Annotated in this window: 20 protein-coding genes; 9 read left to right on the top strand and 11 right to left on the bottom strand. The window is 70.1% G+C overall.

Annotation, left to right across the window (positions count from 1 at the left end; all coding sequences use genetic code 11):
• Positions 1 to 52: 52 nt before the first annotated feature.
• Complete coding sequence (locus FNF32_RS13290) at positions 53 to 889, top strand: helix-turn-helix domain-containing protein (protein ID WP_185961965.1); 837 nt, start codon at positions 53 to 55, stop codon at positions 887 to 889.
• Positions 890 to 938: 49 nt separating this feature from the next.
• On the opposite strand, the gene FNF32_RS13285 is transcribed toward FNF32_RS13290, so the two are convergent.
• From FNF32_RS13285 to FNF32_RS13260, 6 genes are all read right to left on the bottom strand, one after another.
• Positions 939 to 1,865, bottom strand: coding sequence for an electron transfer flavoprotein subunit alpha/FixB family protein (locus tag FNF32_RS13285; protein ID WP_131673950.1), 927 nt, complete (start codon positions 1,863 to 1,865; stop codon positions 939 to 941).
• On the bottom strand, positions 1,865 to 2,623 hold the full coding sequence (locus FNF32_RS13280) for an electron transfer flavoprotein subunit beta/FixA family protein (RefSeq protein WP_131673949.1): 759 nt from the start codon (positions 2,621 to 2,623) through the stop codon (positions 1,865 to 1,867). The genes FNF32_RS13285 and FNF32_RS13280 overlap by 1 nt, the downstream gene beginning before the upstream one ends.
• A 114-nt stretch (positions 2,624 to 2,737) precedes the next feature.
• On the bottom strand, positions 2,738 to 3,325 hold the full coding sequence (locus FNF32_RS13275) for a cob(I)yrinic acid a,c-diamide adenosyltransferase (protein ID WP_131673948.1): 588 nt from the start codon (positions 3,323 to 3,325) through the stop codon (positions 2,738 to 2,740).
• On the bottom strand, positions 3,325 to 3,525 hold the full coding sequence (locus FNF32_RS13270) for a twin transmembrane helix small protein (RefSeq protein WP_131673947.1): 201 nt from the start codon (positions 3,523 to 3,525) through the stop codon (positions 3,325 to 3,327). Before FNF32_RS13270 ends, FNF32_RS13275 begins: the two co-directional genes overlap by 1 nt.
• Positions 3,526 to 3,583: 58 nt before the next feature.
• Positions 3,584 to 4,402, bottom strand: coding sequence for an SDR family NAD(P)-dependent oxidoreductase (locus tag FNF32_RS13265; protein ID WP_131673946.1), 819 nt, complete (start codon positions 4,400 to 4,402; stop codon positions 3,584 to 3,586).
• Positions 4,403 to 4,424: 22 nt separating this feature from the next.
• Positions 4,425 to 4,955 carry an SH3 domain-containing protein gene (locus FNF32_RS13260; protein ID WP_131673945.1) on the bottom strand — a complete coding sequence of 177 codons (531 nt, stop codon included), beginning with the start codon at positions 4,953 to 4,955 and terminating at the stop codon, positions 4,425 to 4,427.
• 186 nt (positions 4,956 to 5,141) lie between these two features.
• Here FNF32_RS13260 and parC point away from each other — a divergent pair, with 186 nt between their 5' ends.
• Entirely contained in the window at positions 5,142 to 7,418 is a 2,277-nt protein-coding gene (gene parC, locus FNF32_RS13255; RefSeq protein ID WP_131673976.1) for a DNA topoisomerase IV subunit A, read from the top strand.
• A gap of 12 nt (positions 7,419 to 7,430) precedes the next feature.
• Here parC and FNF32_RS13250 read toward each other — a convergent pair whose 3' ends face one another.
• The 4 genes from FNF32_RS13250 to FNF32_RS13235 form a co-directional block, all read right to left on the bottom strand.
• Positions 7,431 to 8,006 (bottom strand): cytochrome b/b6 domain-containing protein, encoded by a 576-nt coding sequence (locus FNF32_RS13250; RefSeq protein ID WP_131673975.1) that lies wholly within the window; start codon positions 8,004 to 8,006, stop codon positions 7,431 to 7,433.
• Positions 8,007 to 8,089: 83 nt separating this feature from the next.
• Complete coding sequence (locus tag FNF32_RS13245) at positions 8,090 to 8,560, bottom strand: c-type cytochrome (protein WP_131673944.1); 471 nt, start codon at positions 8,558 to 8,560, stop codon at positions 8,090 to 8,092.
• A 125-nt stretch (positions 8,561 to 8,685) separates the two neighbouring features.
• Positions 8,686 to 9,747 (bottom strand): tellurite resistance TerB family protein, encoded by a 1,062-nt coding sequence (locus tag FNF32_RS13240; RefSeq protein WP_131673943.1) that lies wholly within the window; start codon positions 9,745 to 9,747, stop codon positions 8,686 to 8,688.
• A gap of 111 nt (positions 9,748 to 9,858) precedes the next feature.
• Positions 9,859 to 11,220: a glycerate kinase type-2 family protein gene (locus FNF32_RS13235; protein ID WP_425467912.1), complete on the bottom strand. Its 1,362-nt coding sequence runs from the start codon at positions 11,218 to 11,220 to the stop codon at positions 9,859 to 9,861.
• A 116-nt stretch (positions 11,221 to 11,336) separates the two neighbouring features.
• Here FNF32_RS13235 and tuf point away from each other — a divergent pair, with 116 nt between their 5' ends.
• The 4 genes from tuf to FNF32_RS13215 all read left to right on the top strand — a co-directional run bounded on the left by tuf (position 11,337) and on the right by FNF32_RS13215 (position 14,068).
• On the top strand, positions 11,337 to 12,512 hold the full coding sequence (gene tuf / locus FNF32_RS13230) for an elongation factor Tu (RefSeq protein WP_131673279.1): 1,176 nt from the start codon (positions 11,337 to 11,339) through the stop codon (positions 12,510 to 12,512).
• Positions 12,513 to 12,719: 207 nt separating this feature from the next.
• On the top strand, positions 12,720 to 13,139 hold the full coding sequence (locus FNF32_RS13225; protein WP_131673942.1) for a VOC family protein: 420 nt from the start codon (positions 12,720 to 12,722) through the stop codon (positions 13,137 to 13,139).
• Between the two features lie 105 nt (positions 13,140 to 13,244).
• Entirely contained in the window at positions 13,245 to 13,664 is a 420-nt protein-coding gene (locus FNF32_RS13220) for a VOC family protein (RefSeq protein ID WP_342778059.1), read from the top strand.
• The gene (locus FNF32_RS13215; RefSeq protein WP_131673941.1) at positions 13,661 to 14,068 is read left to right on the top strand and encodes a GFA family protein; all 408 of its coding nucleotides are present in this window, start codon (positions 13,661 to 13,663) and stop codon (positions 14,066 to 14,068) included. Before FNF32_RS13220 ends, FNF32_RS13215 begins: the two co-directional genes overlap by 4 nt.
• 123 nt (positions 14,069 to 14,191) lie before the next feature.
• Here FNF32_RS13215 and FNF32_RS13210 read toward each other — a convergent pair whose 3' ends face one another.
• Positions 14,192 to 14,692, bottom strand: a complete 501-nt coding sequence (locus FNF32_RS13210; RefSeq protein ID WP_131673940.1) for a DUF892 family protein — start codon at positions 14,690 to 14,692, stop codon at positions 14,192 to 14,194.
• Between the two features lie 230 nt (positions 14,693 to 14,922).
• Here FNF32_RS13210 and FNF32_RS13205 point away from each other — a divergent pair, with 230 nt between their 5' ends.
• The 3 genes from FNF32_RS13205 (at position 14,923) to rnc (ending at position 18,376) form a co-directional block, all read left to right on the top strand.
• Complete coding sequence (locus FNF32_RS13205) at positions 14,923 to 16,788, top strand: ABC transporter ATP-binding protein (RefSeq protein ID WP_131673939.1); 1,866 nt, start codon at positions 14,923 to 14,925, stop codon at positions 16,786 to 16,788.
• Positions 16,789 to 16,884: 96 nt separating this feature from the next.
• Positions 16,885 to 17,676, top strand: coding sequence for a signal peptidase I (gene lepB, locus FNF32_RS13200; protein WP_131673938.1), 792 nt, complete (start codon positions 16,885 to 16,887; stop codon positions 17,674 to 17,676).
• 10 nt (positions 17,677 to 17,686) lie between these two features.
• On the top strand, positions 17,687 to 18,376 hold the full coding sequence (rnc, locus tag FNF32_RS13195) for a ribonuclease III (RefSeq protein WP_131673937.1): 690 nt from the start codon (positions 17,687 to 17,689) through the stop codon (positions 18,374 to 18,376).
• Positions 18,377 to 18,422: the final 46 nt, after the last annotated feature.

Below are 18,422 nucleotides of genomic sequence, written 5' to 3'. Positions count from 1 at the left end.
TAACGCTCGAATTGCGGGCGCGCCGCCGAAAGCGATGTGCGAGGATCGCGGCATGAACCAGATGCTTTCCGATCTTCGCCCGCGACTGCTCGCGCGGCTCGACCATTTCGCGGCCCCGCCCGGTCTGACGGGTGAACACCAGATCGCCGACCGGCTGTTTTGCTATTGCGCGCTGCGGCGCGAGCGGATCGCCTCGATCGTGCCCGGCGCAGCCATCCTGGGCATCGTCCTGCGCGGCAGGAAAGAGATATGGTGCGGGACCTTTTCCGAGGTGCTGACCCCCGGCACCGCCTTTGCCCTGCCCAGGGGAATGCCGGTGGACGTGGTGAACATCCCCGACGACCGGGGGCTGTACGAATCGCTGGTGCTGCAGATCGACCAGCTGCCGCCGGACGTCGCCCCCTGCGCGGCGCCGTCGCGGATCGAGCGGGTCTCGGTCGCGCTTACCCCCGCCATCGTCGAGGCGATCGCCCATACCGCCGCCGCACTGGGCACCGCGCGCAGCGGCACCATCGCGAAGCTGCGGCTGGGCGAATTGCTGACGCTGCTGTCGGACGATCCGGCGGGGCGGCTGCTGCTGGCCGGCGACGCGGCGGAACGGGCGCGCTGGCTGATCGATGCAGAGCCCGATCGCGACTGGCAGGTCGGCGACCTGGCCCGCGCGCTGGGAATGGGCGCATCGTCGCTGCGGCGGGAACTGGACCGGCTGGGCCGGCCGTTCCGTAGCCTGGTCGCGGAATCGCGGATGCAGGCGGCCCGGCGCGTGCTCGAGGCCGGGGGCGATACGGCGGCGGCGATGGCGGCGGCGGGGTATCGGTCGCGCTCGCACTTCACCCGCGCGTTCAGGCAGGCGCACGGCCGGACGCCGGGGGCCAGCCGCGCGACGTGAAAACGCCCGGCGCAGGGGCCGGGCGTTCATTAGCTGCAGGATCAGGCGATCAAAGCTTCGCGGTCAGTTCCGGCAGCACGGTGAAGATGTCGCCGACAAGGCCGTAATCGGCGATCTGGAAGATCGGCGCTTCCTCGTCCTTGTTGATCGCGACGATGACCTTGCTGTCCTTCATCCCGGCAAGGTGCTGGATCGCGCCGGAAATCCCGGCGGCGATGTACAGCTCCGGCGCCACGACCTTGCCGGTCTGGCCGACCTGCCAGTCGTTCGGCGCATAGCCCGAATCGACGGCCGCGCGCGACGCGCCGACGGCGGCGCCCAGCTTGTCGGCCAGCTGCTCGATGATCTCGAACTTTTCCTTGGACCCGACCGCGCGGCCACCCGACACGATCCGCTTGGCCGAGGTCAGCTCGGGCCGGTCCGACTTCGCCACCTCGTCCGAGACCCAGGACGAGAGGCCCGGATCGGCGACTTCGGGCGCGGCCTCGACCGGGGCGGAACCGCCCTGCCCCGCCGCGTCGAAGCTGGCGATGCGGACGGTCAGGACCTTGATCTTGTCCGACGACTTCACCGTCTGCACGGCGGCCGAGGTAAAGGCCGACCGCTCGAACGTGTCGGCATCGACGATCTTGCTGACCTCCGGGACGATCATCACGTCCAGAAGCGCCGCGGCGCGCGGCAGGACGTTGCGGGCGTCGGTCGTGCCGGGCGCGGCGATGTGGGTGAACTGGCTGCTCAGTTCCACCACCAGCGCGGCCAGCGGCTCGGCCAGGCGGTGGGCATAGGCGTCGCCGGTGGCGGTCAGGACCTTTGCCACGCCGTCGATCTTGGCGGCCTCGGCAGCGGCGGCCTCGGCCCCCGCGCCCGCGACCAGCACGGTCACGTCGCCAAGCGTCGCGACCGCCGTCACGGCCTTTGCGGTCGCGTCAAGGTTCAGCCCGTTTTCGGCCATTTCGGCCAGCAGAAGGACAGCCATCAGATCACCCCCGCGGCTTTGAGTTTCGACACCAGCTCATCGACCGACGCGACCTTGATCCCGGCCTTGCGGCCCTCGGGCTCGGCGGTCTTGACGACCGTCAGGCGCGGCGAGACGTCGACGCCGTAGTCGGCGGCGGTCTTTTCGGTCAGTTCCTTTTTCTTCGCCTTCATGATGTTGGGAAGCGACGCATAACGCGGCTCGTTCAGGCGCAGGTCGGCGGTCACGATCGCCGGCAGCTTGACCGACACGGTCTGCAGCCCGCCATCGACCTCGCGCGTAACGGTGGCGGCGTCGGCCGACAGTTCGACCTTGCCGGCCTGCGTGGCCTGGCCCCAGCCCAGAAGCGCGGCCAGCATCTGCCCGGTCGCGTTCATGTCGTTGTCGATCGCCTGCTTGCCCAAGATGACGAGCTGCGGCCCTTCCTCGGCGATCACGGCTTTCAGCAGCTTGGCGACGGCAAGGGGTTCGATGTCGGTGTTCACGTCGTCGGCGGCCTGCACCAGGATGCCGCGGTCGGCGCCCATGGCCAGCGCGGTGCGGATCGTTTCCGCCGCCTGCTTCACGCCGATCGACACCACGACGACCTCGGTGGCGACCCCTTTTTCCTTCAGCCGGATCGCTTCCTCGACCGCGATCTCGTCAAAGGGGTTCATCGACATCTTGACGTTCGCCAGATCGACGCCGGACCCGTCCGCCTTCACGCGGGCCTTTACGTTATAGTCGATCACGCGCTTGACTGGCACGAGAACCTTCATCGGTCTCTCTCCCTTATGCGTCACCCAATTATCGGTGACTGAAATAGCGGCGCGGACCGGGTGTAAACAAGGCCAAACGCAACTGACGCCGGGGCACCGGCGCCTTGCGCGACGTCACCGCGATGCGCCGGGAACCCACAGCACGTCGCCGCCCGCGTCGAGGTTGGCCACGCGCGCCGCGACGAACAGCCAGTCCGACAGGCGGTTGAGATAGCGGATCGCGGCCGGGTTGGCGTCGCCGGCCTGCGCCAGCTCGGTCGCGCGCCGCTCGGCCCGCCGCGCCACGGTGCGGGCGACGTGCAGATGCGCGGCGAGCGGAGAGCCGCCCGGCAGGATGAAGCTGCGGAGCGGCGACAGATCCGCGTTCATCGCGTCGATCTCGGATTCCAGCCGGTCCACCTGCGGCTGGACGATCCGCAGGACCGGATAGCCCGCCGCGTCGTCGGCGGCCATGTCGGGGCGCGACAGGTCGGCGCCCAGGTCGAACAGGTCGTTCTGGATGACCGCGATCCACGAAGCGATTTCGCCCGTCGCCACGTCGCCCGCGGCCGCGAGCCTGCACTGGCCCAGGATGGCGTTCAGCTCATCGACCGTGCCATAGGCTTCGACCCGCGGCGAATGCTTGGCCACCCGCTCGCCGTTCGACAGCGCCGTGTCGCCCTTGTCGCCGGTGCGGGTGTAGATGCGGTTCAGGACGACCATCAATGTCCCCGAAGGGCGATGAAGGCGAGGATCAGGACGATCGACACCGCCTGCGCGATGATCCGCCAGCGCATCAGGCGGTTGCCGTTGCGGCGGTTGAACTCACCCCCGCGGGCGAACCCGCCAAGGCCGGTCATCAGCACCGCCGCCGTCGCCAGAACGGCCATGGCGACAAGGATGAACAGGGTCTGGTCGCGCATGGGATCACCGCCTTTCGGGCCGTCGGCGCCGCAAGGGCCGCCAGATCAGGGCGCGATCCTAGCCCCGGCCCGCGAACCAGTCCAGTGCGCGCGTGGACATGACCCGGCGCGCCACCGCCGCCATCCGCGTGGGCGTCGTCACGCGGTAGCGCGCGCGGGGGCGCGGGCTTTCCAGCGCATGGACCAGCTTTGCGCTGACGGCGGACGGCGGCAGCTCGAACCTGTCCCCGCCCGACGGTTCGTAGAGGCGCTTGAGCAGGCTCGCCCGGTACTGGTCGGCGCGCGGGCTGGACCGCCAGTCGATCCACGCCTCGAAATGCGGGATCGAATTGGCGCGGATGCGGCTGGTGATCGGCCCCGGTTCGATCAGGACCACGCGGACCGGCGTGTCGGCCATTTCCAGCCGCATGACATCGGTCAGCCCTTCCAGCGCGAACTTGGTCGCCGAATAGGCGCCGCGCCACGGGATGCCGACCAGTCCAAGGACCGAGCTGACGTTGACGATCCGCCCCGCCCCGTTGGCCCTGAAATGCGGGATTAGGCGTCGGGTCAGGTCGTGGGTGCCGAACAGATTGACCTCGAAGATCGTGCGCAGGGCATCGCGGGGCAGGTCCTCGACAGCGCCGGGCAGCGCGAAGGCCGCGTTGTTCACCAGCGCGTCGATCGGCCCGTGCGTGATCGCAGCGGCGGCCGCCGCCTCGACCGAGGCCGGGTCGGCCAGGTCCAGCGGCAGGGCGATCATCCCGTCGACCGCGCGGGCCGCGAGATCGGCGGGCTTGCGGCAGGTGGCGATCACCGTCCAGCCGCGCGCCTGCATCGTGCGCGCGGCATCAAGGCCGATCCCGGACGAGCAGCCGGTGATAAGGACGGTGGGCATGTGTCGGGGATCAAGCGGGCGGTCAGGCCGGGTCTTCGAGGACGGCGCGGTAGAGCCGCGCATCCTGCGGCTGGTCGGCGGGACGGTCGGCGGCGCGGGGCGCCTGCGACATCGCCGCCGCGGGGACGTAGCCGCGCAGGCCGGGCAGGATCACCGCCTGCCAGCCGGGGGCGGCCTCGCCCGCCGTGCGGACCTGCTGGCCGGCGACCAGCCGTCCGACCACCTGCGCCCCGAGCGACGGACCGGCCATCACGCTGACGTTGCGTTCGACGCGCGCGACGGCGGGCGTGCCCGCCGCGCCTGCGCTCACCGTGACGGTATTCGCCATGCCGCCCGCAGCCGTGCCGTTCCCCGCCGCGCCCTGGGCCATAGCCGCGCCGCCCAGCGATCCGATCCTGACATCGGCCCGCGTGACATCGGACCACGTCGCGCGCCCCTCGCGGGCGCGGTCGATCTGCTCGGCGTAGGTGTGCCCGCGCTCGCCCCCCTCGGATTCGAGGAAGACCAGCGCCACGAACAGCACCGACAGGACGGTCATCAGCACCTTGAACATCTGCTTCTCAAAGCTTGCCTGCCCGGCCAGCTTCCTCCGGTTCTACGTTCGCCGAGGGTTCGCGGGTCAACGTCCCGACTGCCGCAGCGTTCCCGCGCAAGGCTGAAACATGCTTCATCGTGCCGTGAATGCGTTGAAATGGTCACACCTTTCTTTCGCCCCCCGCAGGCCGTATCCCTGCGCCCCATGACCACGACGCCCGACGATCCCGCCCCGCCCCCAGCCCCGGCCCCGGCCCCCGATCCCGTTTCGGGCGCCGATCCGCTGACCAGCCGCGACAGCACCGAGCCGCTGTCGCGCGCGATTGGCGAGCGGTACCTGACCTATGCGCTGTCCACGATCATGCACCGCGCCCTGCCCGACGCCCGCGACGGGCTGAAGCCGGTGCACCGCCGGATCATGTACGCGATGCGCGAACTGCGGCTGGCGCCCACGGGCGGGTTCCGCAAGTCGGCCAAGATCTCGGGCGACGTGATGGGGAACTTCCACCCCCACGGCGACGGGGCGATCTACGATGCGATGGCGCGTTTGGCGCAGCCGTTCGTGATGCGCTACCCGCTGGTGGACGGGCAGGGCAACTTCGGGTCGATCGACGGCGACAGCCCGGCCGCCAGCCGGTACACCGAGGCGCGGCTGACGCTCGCGGCCGAGGCGCTGATGGACGGGCTGGCCGAGGACGCGGTCGATTTCCGCCCCAACTACGACGGCACGCTGACCGAGCCGGTGGTGCTGCCGGCGGCGTTCCCGAACCTGCTGTGCAACGGCGCAAGCGGCATTGCGGTGGGGATGGCGACCAACATCCCGCCGCACAACCTGCACGAGGTGATCGACGCCTGCCTGCATCTCATCAAGGCGCCCGACGCGCGCGACGACACGCTGATGGCGATCATGCCCGGCCCCGACTTCCCGACCGGCGGCGTGCTGGTGGAAAGCCCGGAAACGCTGCGCGAGGCGTATCGCACCGGCCGCGGATCGCTGCGCCTGCGCGCCCGCTGGCACCGCGAGGACATGGGGCGGGGCCAGTGGCAGGTCATCGTCACGGAAATCCCCTACCAGGTCCAGAAATCCAAGTTGATCGAGCGGCTCGCCGACCTCGTGAACACGAAGAAGGTCCCGATCCTCGCCGACATCCGCGACGAATCCGCCGAGGATATCCGCATCGTCCTTGAACCCCGCGCCCGCCAGGTCGATCCCGACCAGCTGATGGCGGCGCTGTTCCGCGTCAGCGATCTCGAGGTGCGGTTCGGGCTGAACATGAACGTGCTGATCGACGGGCGCGTGCCCAAGGTCTGCTCGCTGAAGGAGGTGCTGCGCGCGTTCCTCGACCACCGCCGCGAGGTGCTGGTCCGCCGCTCGAACTTCCGGCTGGCGAAGATCGCGGCGCGGCTCGAGGTGCTGGAAGGCTATATCGTCGCCTACCTCAACCTCGACCGCGTGATCGAGATCATCCGCCACGAGGACGACCCCAAGGCCGTGATGATGGCCGAGTTCGGCCTGTCGGACACGCAGGTCGAGGCGATCCTGAACATGCGCCTGCGCGCTTTGCGGAAGCTGGAAGAGATCGAGCTGCGCGCGGAACACGACAAGCTGATCGAGGAACGCGCCGCGCTGGCCGCAATGCTGGCCGACGAGGGCAGCCAGTGGGGCCGCATCGCCGCGCAGCTGAAGGAAGTGCGCGGCCTGTTCGGGAAATCGACGCCCGAGGGCCTGCGCCGGACCGAGATCACGGAGTCCGAGGAGGTTCAGCCCCTCGACATGGACTCGATGATCGAGCGCGAGGCGGTCACGGTGATCCTGTCGAAGATGGGCTGGATCCGCGCGATGAAGGGCCATCAGGCGCTGGACGCCGAGGTCAAGTTCCGCGACGGCGACGGCCCCCTGATGGCGCTGCACGCCGAAACCACTGACAAGCTCGTCGTCTATGGCGCGAACGGGCGGTTCTACACCCTGCCGGTGAACGGCCTGCCCGGCGGGCGCGGCCTGGGCGAGCCGTTGCGGCTGATGATCGACCTGCCGAACGACGCCGAGGTGATCGACATGTTCCCGTGGCGGGCGGACGCGCAGTTCCTCGTCGCGTCGCGCGCGGGCGACGGGTTCATCGTCAACGCGGGCGACATCCTGGCCCAGACGCGCGCGGGCAAGCAGGTGCTGAACGGCGACGCGGCCCTGATCCGGCGCGTGTCGGGCGACCACCTTGCGGTCGTGGGCGACAACCGCAAGATGCTGGTGTTCCCGATCTCCGAGCTGCCGGAAATGGCCCGCGGCAAGGGCGTGCGCCTGCAACGGTTCAAGGACGGCGGGCTGGCGGATGCGAAGTTCATCACGCTGTCGGTGGGGCTGTCCTGGCAGGACCCCGCGGGCCGGACCCGGACGGAAACCGACCTTGCCGAGTGGATCGGCAAGCGCGCCGGGTCGGGCCGCATGGCCCCGCGCGGATTCCCCCGCGACAACCGGTTCAACTGACCAGCGGGCCGCCTAAGGGCGGCTCCGGCCGTCGCGGTCGTCGCGGTCGTCGCGCCTGACCGTCTTCCAGCCGGTAATCATCGGCGCCACCAGATCCTCGCGCTTCCAGATCCGGTAATAGGCGATCATGCCCACGTGCAGGATCACGAGGATCAGGATCACGTCCGCACCGAAGTGATGCCAGCCCACCGCCGCGCTCGACGTCGCGCCGCTGACCTTGTCGGCCAGAGGCCCTACGTTGACGAAGTCGTCGGGGTCCGAGATCAGTCCCGCCCCCACCTGCGCCGCCAGCACCACAAGCATCGCGATGACCGACAGCGCGCCCAGCGGGTTGTGGCCGGGCCAGTATGACGGCTCGCGCCGGAACAGCCCGCGACCGTAGCCGACGATCCCGCGCGGCCCGGTCACGAAGTTCGAGAACCGGGCCGAGCGGGGGCCGGCGATGCCCCAGACCACCCGGAACACCAGCAGCGCCGCGATGGCGTAGCCGCACCAGAAATGCAGCGACATGCTGTCTGGTCCGAACTTCCCCAGGCACCAGTTCAGGATCACGAGCCCCGCCAGCAGCCAGTGGTAGACCCGCAGCATCGGGTCCCACAGTCGCACCCGTTCGGTCCCTGCCGGGGACACCTCGGCCGGGGCGGGTGCCGGGCGCGGGGCGGCTTGGCGCGTCACTTGCCGCGATATTGGTCGTGGCAGGCCTTGCAGGTGCCCCCGATGGACTTGAGGACCGCCGCGACCTGTTCCTGCCCGCCGACAACGCCCGCCGGCGCGGCGGCGGTGGCATCGGCCAGCGCCTTGTGCTTGGCCGCTACGTCATCGAGGTTCTGCACCGCCTCGGGCAGCATGTTGCTGCCCTCGACCTCGCCCTTGGCCGAGCCGGGAAGGAAGTGCATCTCGATCCCGTAGGCGCCGAGCGCGGCGAGGTTGCGGGCGTGCATCGTGGCCGTCGCTTCCTCATAGGGCACGTCGCCCTTGGCCATCGCGGCCAGCGGCGCCATGTTCAGCGACAGGGCGGTCATGTAGCCGTGCCGCACCTCGACCGCCTGCTCGGCGGGGGACGCGCCGTCCTGCGCCGCGACGGCCAGCGGAACGGCAGGGGCAAGCATAAGGGCAATGACGGCGGCGTGGATCGGGCGCATGCGTTGGCTCCTCGGCTGCGTGATGCGAGGGCAAGCTTGCCCCCGAAGTCGCCGCCGCCACCATCACGTTGCGGTGAGGCAAGCGTGCGGCGGCGGCGGTTCGGTCGGGGCGGGATCGCCCCGGCTCAGTTCAGGTTCTGGACGCCCACCTGCTCGTGGACATCGTTCACCGCGTCCTGCTGCAGACCCAGCGCCTGCGCCAGTTCGCGCAGATAGCGGGCTTCTTCCTCGTGGTCGAAGTCGATCGCCAGCAGCGACATCATGTAGACCTGCGTTTCCAGCCCCTTGGGCACGTCGCGGGCCAGCGCCTGCGCGTCCACCGGCGCGGCCATCTGGTCGCGGATGAACTGCCGGTCCTCGTCGTCCAGATCGCCGATCTGGCTCAGCAGGCGCTGCTTTTCGGCGTCGTCGATCTTGCCGTCCGACTTGGCCGCCTGCAGCATCGCGCGCAGCATCAGCCCCGCGACGGCGTTCTGTTCCGGGGTCGGGGCGACCTCGGGTTCGTCCTGGGTCGCGAGCGAGTCGTTGAACAGCTCGCCGAACGAACGGTCGTTCTGGGGTTGCGAGCCGTGGCGCGCAGGTCCGCGCAGCAGGTCGCCCAGCATGCCCCCGGCCGCCGCGCCGCCCAGCAACCCGCCAAGCAGACCGCCGCCCGCGCCGGCCGAAGCACCCGTCGAAGCGCCCGTCGAGGCACCGGCCCCGCGCGAAGTCGCGGCACGGCGCATGTAGCCGTCGATCAGCCCGCCAAGCCCGCCCGAAGCGCTGCCAGTCGCGTGGCTAGTCGCGTGTCCCGCAGTATGCCCCGCATCGGCGTGCCCAGTCGTGCGGTCGCCCGCCTGGCCGCCATAGGGGCGCCCGGTTCCCGGATTGGCCGCCGTCCGGCCGCCAAGCACCTGCCCCAGGATGCCGCCCAGGCCGCCGCCCGCTGCCGCGCCACCCAGCGCCCCGCCGAGGCTGCCGCCCAGACCGCCACCCAGACCGCCACCCATTCCGGCGCTGGACGCGCCACCGCGACCGCCGCCCAGCAGTTCACCCAGCAGCCCGCCGCCGGTGGAACGGCTGGTCCGGCCGCCTTGACCCATCCCGCCTTCGCCGGGGCGGCCCGGCTGTTGCTGCATCATCGTTCCGATGCCCTTGGCAAGCATCACGCCTGCGGCGACCCGGGCGAGTGATTTCATCATCGACATGGATGGCTCCGATCCTGATGGGGCGGCACGAAGGGCCGCGATGCGTCGCGGACCGAACGCCCGTTCCGCCCCCCAGTTCCGGCCGCCGGTTTCGACCCCCAGGTTCGGCGGTCACGCTCGGCCTTCTGGCGCGTCGGGCGGCAGGATCAGCAGCGCCCGGAAATCGTTGACGTTCGTCAGCGTGGGCCCGGTCACGACCTGCCCGCCGACCGCGGCGAAGAACCCGTGCGCGTCGTGGCGGTCGAGCGCGCGGACGGGATCGCGGGCAAAGCTGCGCGCGCGGACCAGCGTGTCCGGCCCGATCACGGCGCCCGCGACCTCGGCCGCCCCGTCCACCCCGTCGGTGTCGCAGGCGATCGCGTGGATGCCCGCCGCGCCGTCCAGCGCGACCGCGAGCGCCAGCGCGTATTCGGCGTTCGGTCCCCCGATTCCGTCGCCGGTCCCGTCGCCTGTCCCGTCACCAGTCCGGCCTTCGCGCCGGGTCACGGTCAGCTCGCCCCCCGACAGCAGCACCAGCGGCGCGTCCCCCTGCCGTCGCGCCGCCCACTCGCGCAGCGCGAGGGTTGCGTGGGCTTGGGCGACCTCGCGCGCCTCGCCCTCAATCCGGTCGCCGAGGATGCGGACCTCGCACCCGGCCGCCCGCGCCACGTCCGCCGCCGCGTCCAGCGACTGCGCGGACGCGGCGATCACCTCGTTGCGGGTGCGTGCGAGCCGCGGGTCGCCGGGCGGAACCACGCCGGAACCCTGCGCCAGCGCCGCCGTCACGCCGGCCGGGACCGCCACCCGCCAGCGGTCCAGCACGGCGCGGGCATCGGCAGGGTTCGATCCGTCGCCCACCGTCGGCCCCGACCCGATCATCGCCGGATCGTCGCCCGGAACGTCCGAGATCATCAGGCACAGCACCCGCGCGGGCCAGGCGGCGGCGGCAAGCTGGCCGCCCTTGACCCGGCTCAGGTGCTTGCGGACCAGGTTGATGCGGTCGATCGGCGCCCCGCTCGCCAGAAGCGTTGCGTTCACCTGCGCCTTGTCGGCGAGCGTGATCCCCGGCGCGGGCGCGACCAGGAGGGCCGAGGCCCCGCCCGAGATCAGGACCAGCACCAGATCCCCCTCGCCCGCACCCCGGACCAGCGCCAGCATCCGTTCGGTCGCGCGTTCGCCCGCGGCGTCGGGAACCGGATGGGCGGCCTCGACCACCTCGATGCGCCGCGTGGGCCGGGCGTGGCCGTAGCGGGTGACCACCAGCCCCTCGACCGGTTCGCCGCCCGCGCCCCACACCGCCTCGACCGCCTCGGCCATCCGCGCGGCGGCCTTGCCCGCGCCGACGACGATCACCCGTCCGTCCGGGCGTGGCGGCAGATGCGCGGGCACGACACGCATCGGATCGGCCCGTTCGACCGCCGCCCTGAACAGCGCCCGCAGCAGCTGTTCCGGGTCCCCCCGCGGGGTCGAGGCGGCCGTGCCCATCCGGTCCATGACGGTCCCTTCTGCGCCACGCGGTGGCGCTTGATTTTTCCCATGCCCGCTTATAAGTCGCGGCGATGTTTCTTCGAGGGGGCGGAGTCGCCGCCGCCCGTCACCAGGAGGCCATGATGGCAAAGGCAAAATTCGAACGGACGAAACCGCACGTCAACATCGGGACGATCGGTCACGTCGACCACGGCAAGACGACGCTGACGGCGGCGATCACGAAGTACTTCGGCGAGTTCCGGGCCTACGACCAGATCGACGGCGCGCCCGAGGAAAAGGCGCGCGGGATCACGATCTCGACCGCGCACGTGGAATACGAATCGGACACCCGCCACTACGCGCACGTGGACTGCCCCGGCCACGCCGACTACGTGAAGAACATGATCACCGGCGCGGCGCAGATGGACGGCGCGATCCTGGTTGTGAACGCCGCCGACGGCCCGATGCCGCAGACGCGCGAGCACATCCTGCTGGGCCGCCAGGTCGGCATCCCCTACATGGTCGTGTACCTCAACAAGGTCGACCAGGTGGATGACGAGGAACTGCTGGAGCTGGTCGAGATGGAGGTGCGCGAGCTGCTGTCCTCCTACGACTACCCCGGCGACGACATCCCGATCGTCAAGGGCTCGGCCCTGGCGGCGATGGAAGGCCGCGACGCCGAGATCGGCGAGAACTCGATCCGTGCGTTGATCGCGGCGGTCGACGAGTACATCCCGACGCCCGAGCGCGCCGTGGACCAGCCGTTCCTGCTGCCGATCGAGGACGTGTTTTCGATCTCGGGCCGCGGCACGGTGGTGACCGGCCGGATCGAGCGCGGCGCGGTCAACGTCGGCGACGAACTGGAGATCGTGGGCATCCGCGACACCAAGAAGACGACCTGCACCGGCGTCGAGATGTTCCGCAAGCTGCTGGATCGCGGCGAGGCGGGCGACAACGTCGGCGTCCTGCTGCGCGGCATCGACCGTGACGGCGTGGAACGTGGGCAGGTGCTGTGCAAGCCGAAGTCGGTGAACCCGCACACCAAGTTCGAGGCCGAGGCCTATATCCTGACCAAGGAAGAAGGCGGCCGCCACACCCCGTTCTTCGCGAACTACCGCCCGCAGTTCTACTTCCGCACGACGGACGTGACCGGGACGGTGAAGCTGCCCGAGGGCACCGAGATGGTGATGCCGGGCGACAACCTGAAGTTCGAGGTCGAGCTGATCGCCCCGATCGCGATGGAAGAAAAGCTGCGGTTCGCTATCCGCGAGGGTGGCCGCACCGTCGGCGCAGGCGTGGTGTCGAAGATCATCGCGTAAGCGAGGGTCCGAGGCGGATCCGACGATCCAGCACATCGAACGGCCGTCCTTCGGGGCGGCCGTTTTCTTTTGGCCGCGGGCGTCCAGCGGGCGCATCCGCCCGCGCGCATACGAGGGAGAGGACGCGCCCCTGTCCGTCGGGTCTTGACGCAGGGCTTGCGGTGTCCTCGTCTCGCGCAGGCGCAACCGCATGAGAGGGAAACGCGCATGATCGACCATCTCGGCCTTGCCGTGTCGGACATTGACACCGCCAAGGCGTTCTACGATGCGGCGCTCGCGCCGCTTGGCATTACCGCGATGCACGTCCTCGACGCCTCGGAATGGGGCGGGGCCGGCAAGCATGTGGGCTACGGCCGCGACGGCGAGGATGCGTTCTGGATCGGCGACACGCGCGCCGCCACGACGGGCGCCCACGTGGCATTCACCGCAGTGGACGAGGCGCAGGTGCAGGCGTTCCACGCCGCCGCGCTGGCCGCCGGCGGGCGCGACAACGGCGCGCCGGGACCGCGGCCGGAATACCACCCGGGCTACTATGGCGCGTTCGTGCTGGACCCCGACGGCAACAACATCGAGGCGGTGTTCCACGGTGCGGCGGATGCCGGGGAAAAGCCCGCCGTGGTCGCCTGAGCCGGCCGCGCGCATTCCCCCTTAGGGCCGTCCGGGAAGATTGCTGACGTGAACTGTCAGCATGCACCGATCAGTCTGCCTTTATCATGATGAAGGAACCCGACGATGATGATCGACCATATCGGCCTGCGGGTCGCTGACATCGGCGCCTCGCGCCGGTTCTACGACCAGGCGCTTGCACCGCTGGGCTTCGGGATCGTGATGGAAGTCACCGCAGACCAGACCGGCGGCGAAGGCGTCAAGCCGGGCTACGGCTCGGGCACCAAGCCCGAGTTCTGGATCGACGACCGCAAGCGCGCGGCCGGGGGAACCTACGTCGCCTTCGCGGCGAACGGCATCGCCGCCGTGCACGCCTTTCACGCCGCCGCGCTGGCCGCCGGCGGGCGCGACAACGGCGCGCCGGGACCGCGGCCGGAATATCACCCGGGCTACTATGGCGCGTTCGTGCTGGACCCCGACGGCAACAACATCGAGGCCGTGTTCCACGGCGCGAACCCGGACGGCACCACGGAGGCGGTCGCATGAAGACGTATCACGGCAGCTGCTTTTGCGGCGGGGTCACGTTCGAGGCCGACGGTGATCTGGCCGACGGCACCATGCGCTGCAACTGCAGCTTCTGCCGAAAGACGCGCTACTGGGAAATGCGCCTGCCCGACCCGGACGGGCTGCGGCTGCTGACCGGGGCCGATCTGGTCGCCGACACGCCGCGCAGCGACGGGGCCGAGATGCACAACACCTTCTGCCGCCGCTGCGGGACGCGGCTGTGGTCGGCGGGAAACATCGAGCAGATGGGCGGCCGCTTCATGCAGGTCTTTGTCCCCACGCTGGACGACGCGACCGAAGAGGAACTGATCGCCGCCCCGATCCACTGGGCCGACGGCGCGCATGACAACTGGTGGAACGAGGCGCCGGAGACGCGGCATCTTTGAGGCGCGGGCGGCCGCTCGTCTGTCCAGCCCGATCCGCCGCCGGACGTTCGGCCACCGATCCGCCGCATCGCATGGAAAAGGGGCGCGCCCGGACGGCGCGCCCCTGCATCCTTCGCCGCGAACTTACATCGCCGCCTTGTTGACGCCGCCCTTGACCGCGATCTTGGTCATCGTCTCGTCGCCCTCGTAGGTCGAGGCGGTCGCCTCATCCAGCACCTTGCTGTCCTCGGCCAGGTCCAGCCGCTGGGCCCAGGCCTTCAGCGTGCCGTAGCCGGTGATCGCGTAGTGGGCGAGGCGCTGGTACTGGGCGATGATCGCCGCGTCCTGCGTGTCGTCGTCTTCGAACTCGGTTTCCAGCGCGTGCTTGCGGGCCTCGGCGACCAGACCCTCCATCCCCTTGCAATGTTCGCCGGCCGGATCCTCGTCATGCGCGCGGGCCAGTTTTTCCATCGAGGCCATCCCCTCGCGGGTGCCCTTGACGCTGGCATCCAGCGCCGATTTCAGGTCGGCGTTCTTGGCCGCCTTGGCCATCTCTTCGGTGACGGGGATCGACTGCTTGCAGGCGCTGTAAAGGTCCTTCACGCCATCGAGGTAAAGGTCTTTCAGGTTCTTGATCGTCGCCATGTCATGCTCCTGTGGGAAATACGGCTGTGTCGCCCGACCAACGCCGCGGCCTCCGTGTCGTTCCGGGCAATCTTTCGCGCCGCCGCCCGCGCCGCCTCGCCCGGCGGGCGGGCACCGCGGCCGGCCGGGACTTGACTTGAACCGCCCGGACAGGCACCCCAACTGCACCCCCGATCATACCTCACGTCACACATGACAGCCGACGGCCCGCAGGGCCGGGAAAGCCCGCAATGTTTAGCTGGTTCGAACGCCGCATCGACCCCTATCCGCAGGAACGCCCCGCCATGCCGCCGCGCAGCCTGTGGGGGTTCGTGCTGCATTATTCGCGCGGGATGCTCGGCTGGCTGGCGGTGCTGGGGCTTCTGTCGGGACTGATCGCCGCGGGCGAGGTCACGCTGTTCGGCTATCTGGGCGAGCTGGTGACCCGGCTGGCCGATGCCGATCCCGCGTCGTTCATGGCGGTCGAGGGGCGGCGGCTGTTCTGGATGGCGGCGCTGCTGCTGATCGGGCTGCCCGGGCTCAGCATCCTGTCGGCGCTGGTCATGCACCAGACGCTGCTGGGCAACTTTCCGCAGCGGATCCGCTGGCAGGCGCACCGCTATCTGCTGCGCCAGTCGATCAGCTATTTCCAGGACGAGTTCTCCGGCCGGATCGCCACCAAGCTGATGCAGACCTCGCTGGCCGTGCGCGAGGTGGCGATGAAGATCGTGGACGTGGCGATCTACGTCTTCGTCTATTTCGCGGGCGCGCTGCTGGTGGCCGGGCAGCAGGACTGGCGGCTGGCGCTGCCGTTCGCGGCTTGGGGCGTGGGCTACGGGTTCCTGCTGTCGGTCCTGATCCCCAAGCTCGGCCGCGCGGCCGAGGCGCAGGCGGGCGCGCGCGCCGGCATGACCGGGCGCGTCGCCGACGCCTATACCAACATCGCGACGGTCAAGCTTTTCAGCCATTCCGAGCGGGAAGAAACCTACGCCCGCGAGTCGATGGACGACTTTCTGCAGACCGTTTACCGGCAGATGCGGCTTGCCGCGACGAACGACATGTCGCTGACGCTGCTGAACACGGCGCTGCTGGGCGCGACCACCGCCGTCAGCCTGTGGCTGTGGCTGAACGGGCATGTGGCGATCGGCGCCGCCGCCGTGGCGATCCCGCTCGCCATGCGGATGAACGCGATGAGCCACTGGATCACGTGGGAGTTCGCGGCGCTGTTCGAAAACATCGGCACCGTCCGCGACGGGATCACCAGCCTTGCCCTGCCCCGCGTCGTCAGCGACGCGCCGGGCGCGAAACCGCTGCTGGCCGGCCCCGGGGCGGTCAGCTTCCAGAACGTGACCTTCCGCTACGGCGGCGAAAAGGACGCGGACGGGCCCAAGATGGCGGTGCTCGACGACCTGACGCTGAACATCGCGCCGGGCGAGCGGATCGGGCTAGTCGGGCGGTCGGGGGCGGGCAAGTCCACGCTCGTAAACCTGCTTTTGCGGTTCCACGACGTCGAAAGCGGGCGGATCCTGATCGACGGGCAGGACATCTCGACGGTCACGCAGGAAAGCCTACGCGCCAGCATCGGCGTCGTGACGCAGGACAGCAGCCTGCTGCACCGGTCCGTGCGCGAGAACATCGCCTATGGCCGCCCCGACGCGACCGAGGCCGACATCGCCGCCGCGACCGCCCTTGCCGAGGCGCACGAGTTCATCCCGGCCCTCCGCGACACCCACGGCCGCAGCGGCCTTGACGCGCATGTCGGCGAGCGCGGGGTCAAGCTGTCGGGCGGCCAGCGCCAGCGGATCGCGATCGCCCGCGTGGCGCTGAAGAACGCGCCGATCCTGGTGCTGGACGAGGCGACGAGCGCGCTCGACAGCGAGGTCGAGGCGGCGATCCAGACCCAGCTGGAACGGCTGATGCGCGGCAAGACCGTGATCGCGATCGCGCACCGCCTGTCCACCATCGCGGCGATGGACCGGCTGGTGGTCCTGGACGCGGGCCGGATCGTGGAAATGGGCAGCCACGCCCAGCTTCTGGACCGCGACGGTCTTTACGCGCGGCTGTGGAACCGGCAGTCGGGCGGCTTCCTTGGCGCCGAGCAGGCCGCGGCGGAGTGACGCCGCGCGCGGGCCCCCCGCAGCCGCCGCGCCTTGACTTTCCGGCCCCCGGGGCACCATGAACGCCCGATATCGACGCAACGGTCCGGGGACAGGATGGCACGCAAGACGGCGAAACGCGAAGAGGGCCTGTGGGATACCGTCAAGACGGTGTTCTGGGCCCTGATCATCGCCGCGGTGTTCCGCACCCTGTTCTTCCAGCCCTTCTGGATCCCGTCCGGTTCGATGAAGGACACGCTGCTGGTCGGCGACTTTCTGTTCGTCAACAAGATGGCCTACGGCTATTCGCAGTACTCCTGCCCGTTCGGCGCCTGCCCGATCTCGGGCCGGGTGCTGGGGTCCGAGCCAAAGCGCGGCGACGTGGTCGTGTTCCGCCACCCGTCCGGCGACTTCGACTACATCAAGCGGCTGATCGGCCTGCCGGGCGACAAGATCCAGATGCGCAACGGCGTCCTGTTCCTCAACGGGCAGGAAGCCGTGCAGACCCCCGCCGGGACCTTCACCGAGGTCAAGGAACCGCAGGGCCCGCAGGCCAAGGTGCCGCTGTGCGCGGACGAGCCGGTCGCCGCGGGCGGCGTCTGCGAAAAGGCCCGCTCGGTCGAGGCGCTGCCGGGCGGCCCCTCGCACGACGTGCTGAACGTGGGCCTGTCGCCCCGGGCCGACAACACCGGCGTGTTCGAGGTGCCGCCGGGGCATTACTTCGTCATGGGCGACAATCGCGACGACTCGCTCGACAGCCGCTTCACGCCGATGCAGGACGGCGTCGGCATGGTGCCCGCGGAAAACCTGATCGGCCGCGCGGACCGGGTGATCTTCTCGTCCGCGGGATCGTCGCTGCTGTATTTCTGGACCTGGCGCGCCGACCGCTTCCTCAAGGCGATCGACTGAGAGGGCCCGCGTGAAGCTGGGATCCGACCTGCGCGCCTTCTGCCAGCGACTGGGCCACGACTTCGCCCGGCCGGAGCTTCTGGTGCGGGCGCTCACCCACGGATCGCTGTCCTCCGCCACCCGCCCCGACAACCAGCGGCTGGAGTTCCTGGGCGACCGAGTCCTGGGCCTCGTCATGGCCGAGGCGCTGCTGTCGGCCGACCGCGACGCCACCGAAGGCCAGCTTGCGCCGCGCTACAATGCGCTGGTGCGCGGCGAGACCTGCGCCGAGGTCGCGCGCGAGATCGGGCTGGGCGACGCGCTGAAGCTGGGCCGGTCCGAGATGAAGACGGGCGGCCGCCGCAAGGACGCGCTTCTGGGCGACGCGATGGAGGCGGTGCTGGCCGCCGTCTATCTGGACGGCGGGTTCGAGGTCGCGCGGGGCGTGATCCTGACCCTGTGGGGCGGGCGGCTGTCGGGGGCCGAGGCGGCGGCCTTCAACCCCAAGACCGCCCTGCAGGAATGGGCGCAGGCGCAAGGCATGCCCCCGCCCCGCTACGAGGTGCTGGAACGCTCCGGTCCCGACCACGCCCCGAACTTCCGCATCAGCGCGGTGCTTGACGACGGCAGCCACGCCGAGGCGTCCGGCGCCGGCACCAAGCGCAGCATCGAACAGGCCGCCGCGCAGGCGCTGCTGGACAGCATCGAGGGCCGCGAATGAGCGCGCGCCCCGGCCCGCGTTCCACGTTATGATTGAGCCGACCTTC

This window comes from Paracoccus marinus (assembly GCF_007018965.1).
Lineage (GTDB): Bacteria > Pseudomonadota > Alphaproteobacteria > Rhodobacterales > Rhodobacteraceae > Paracoccus > Paracoccus marinus.
The sequence above is the reverse complement of the archived record's forward strand: the minus strand, read 5'-3'. Positions and strand labels throughout refer to the sequence as shown.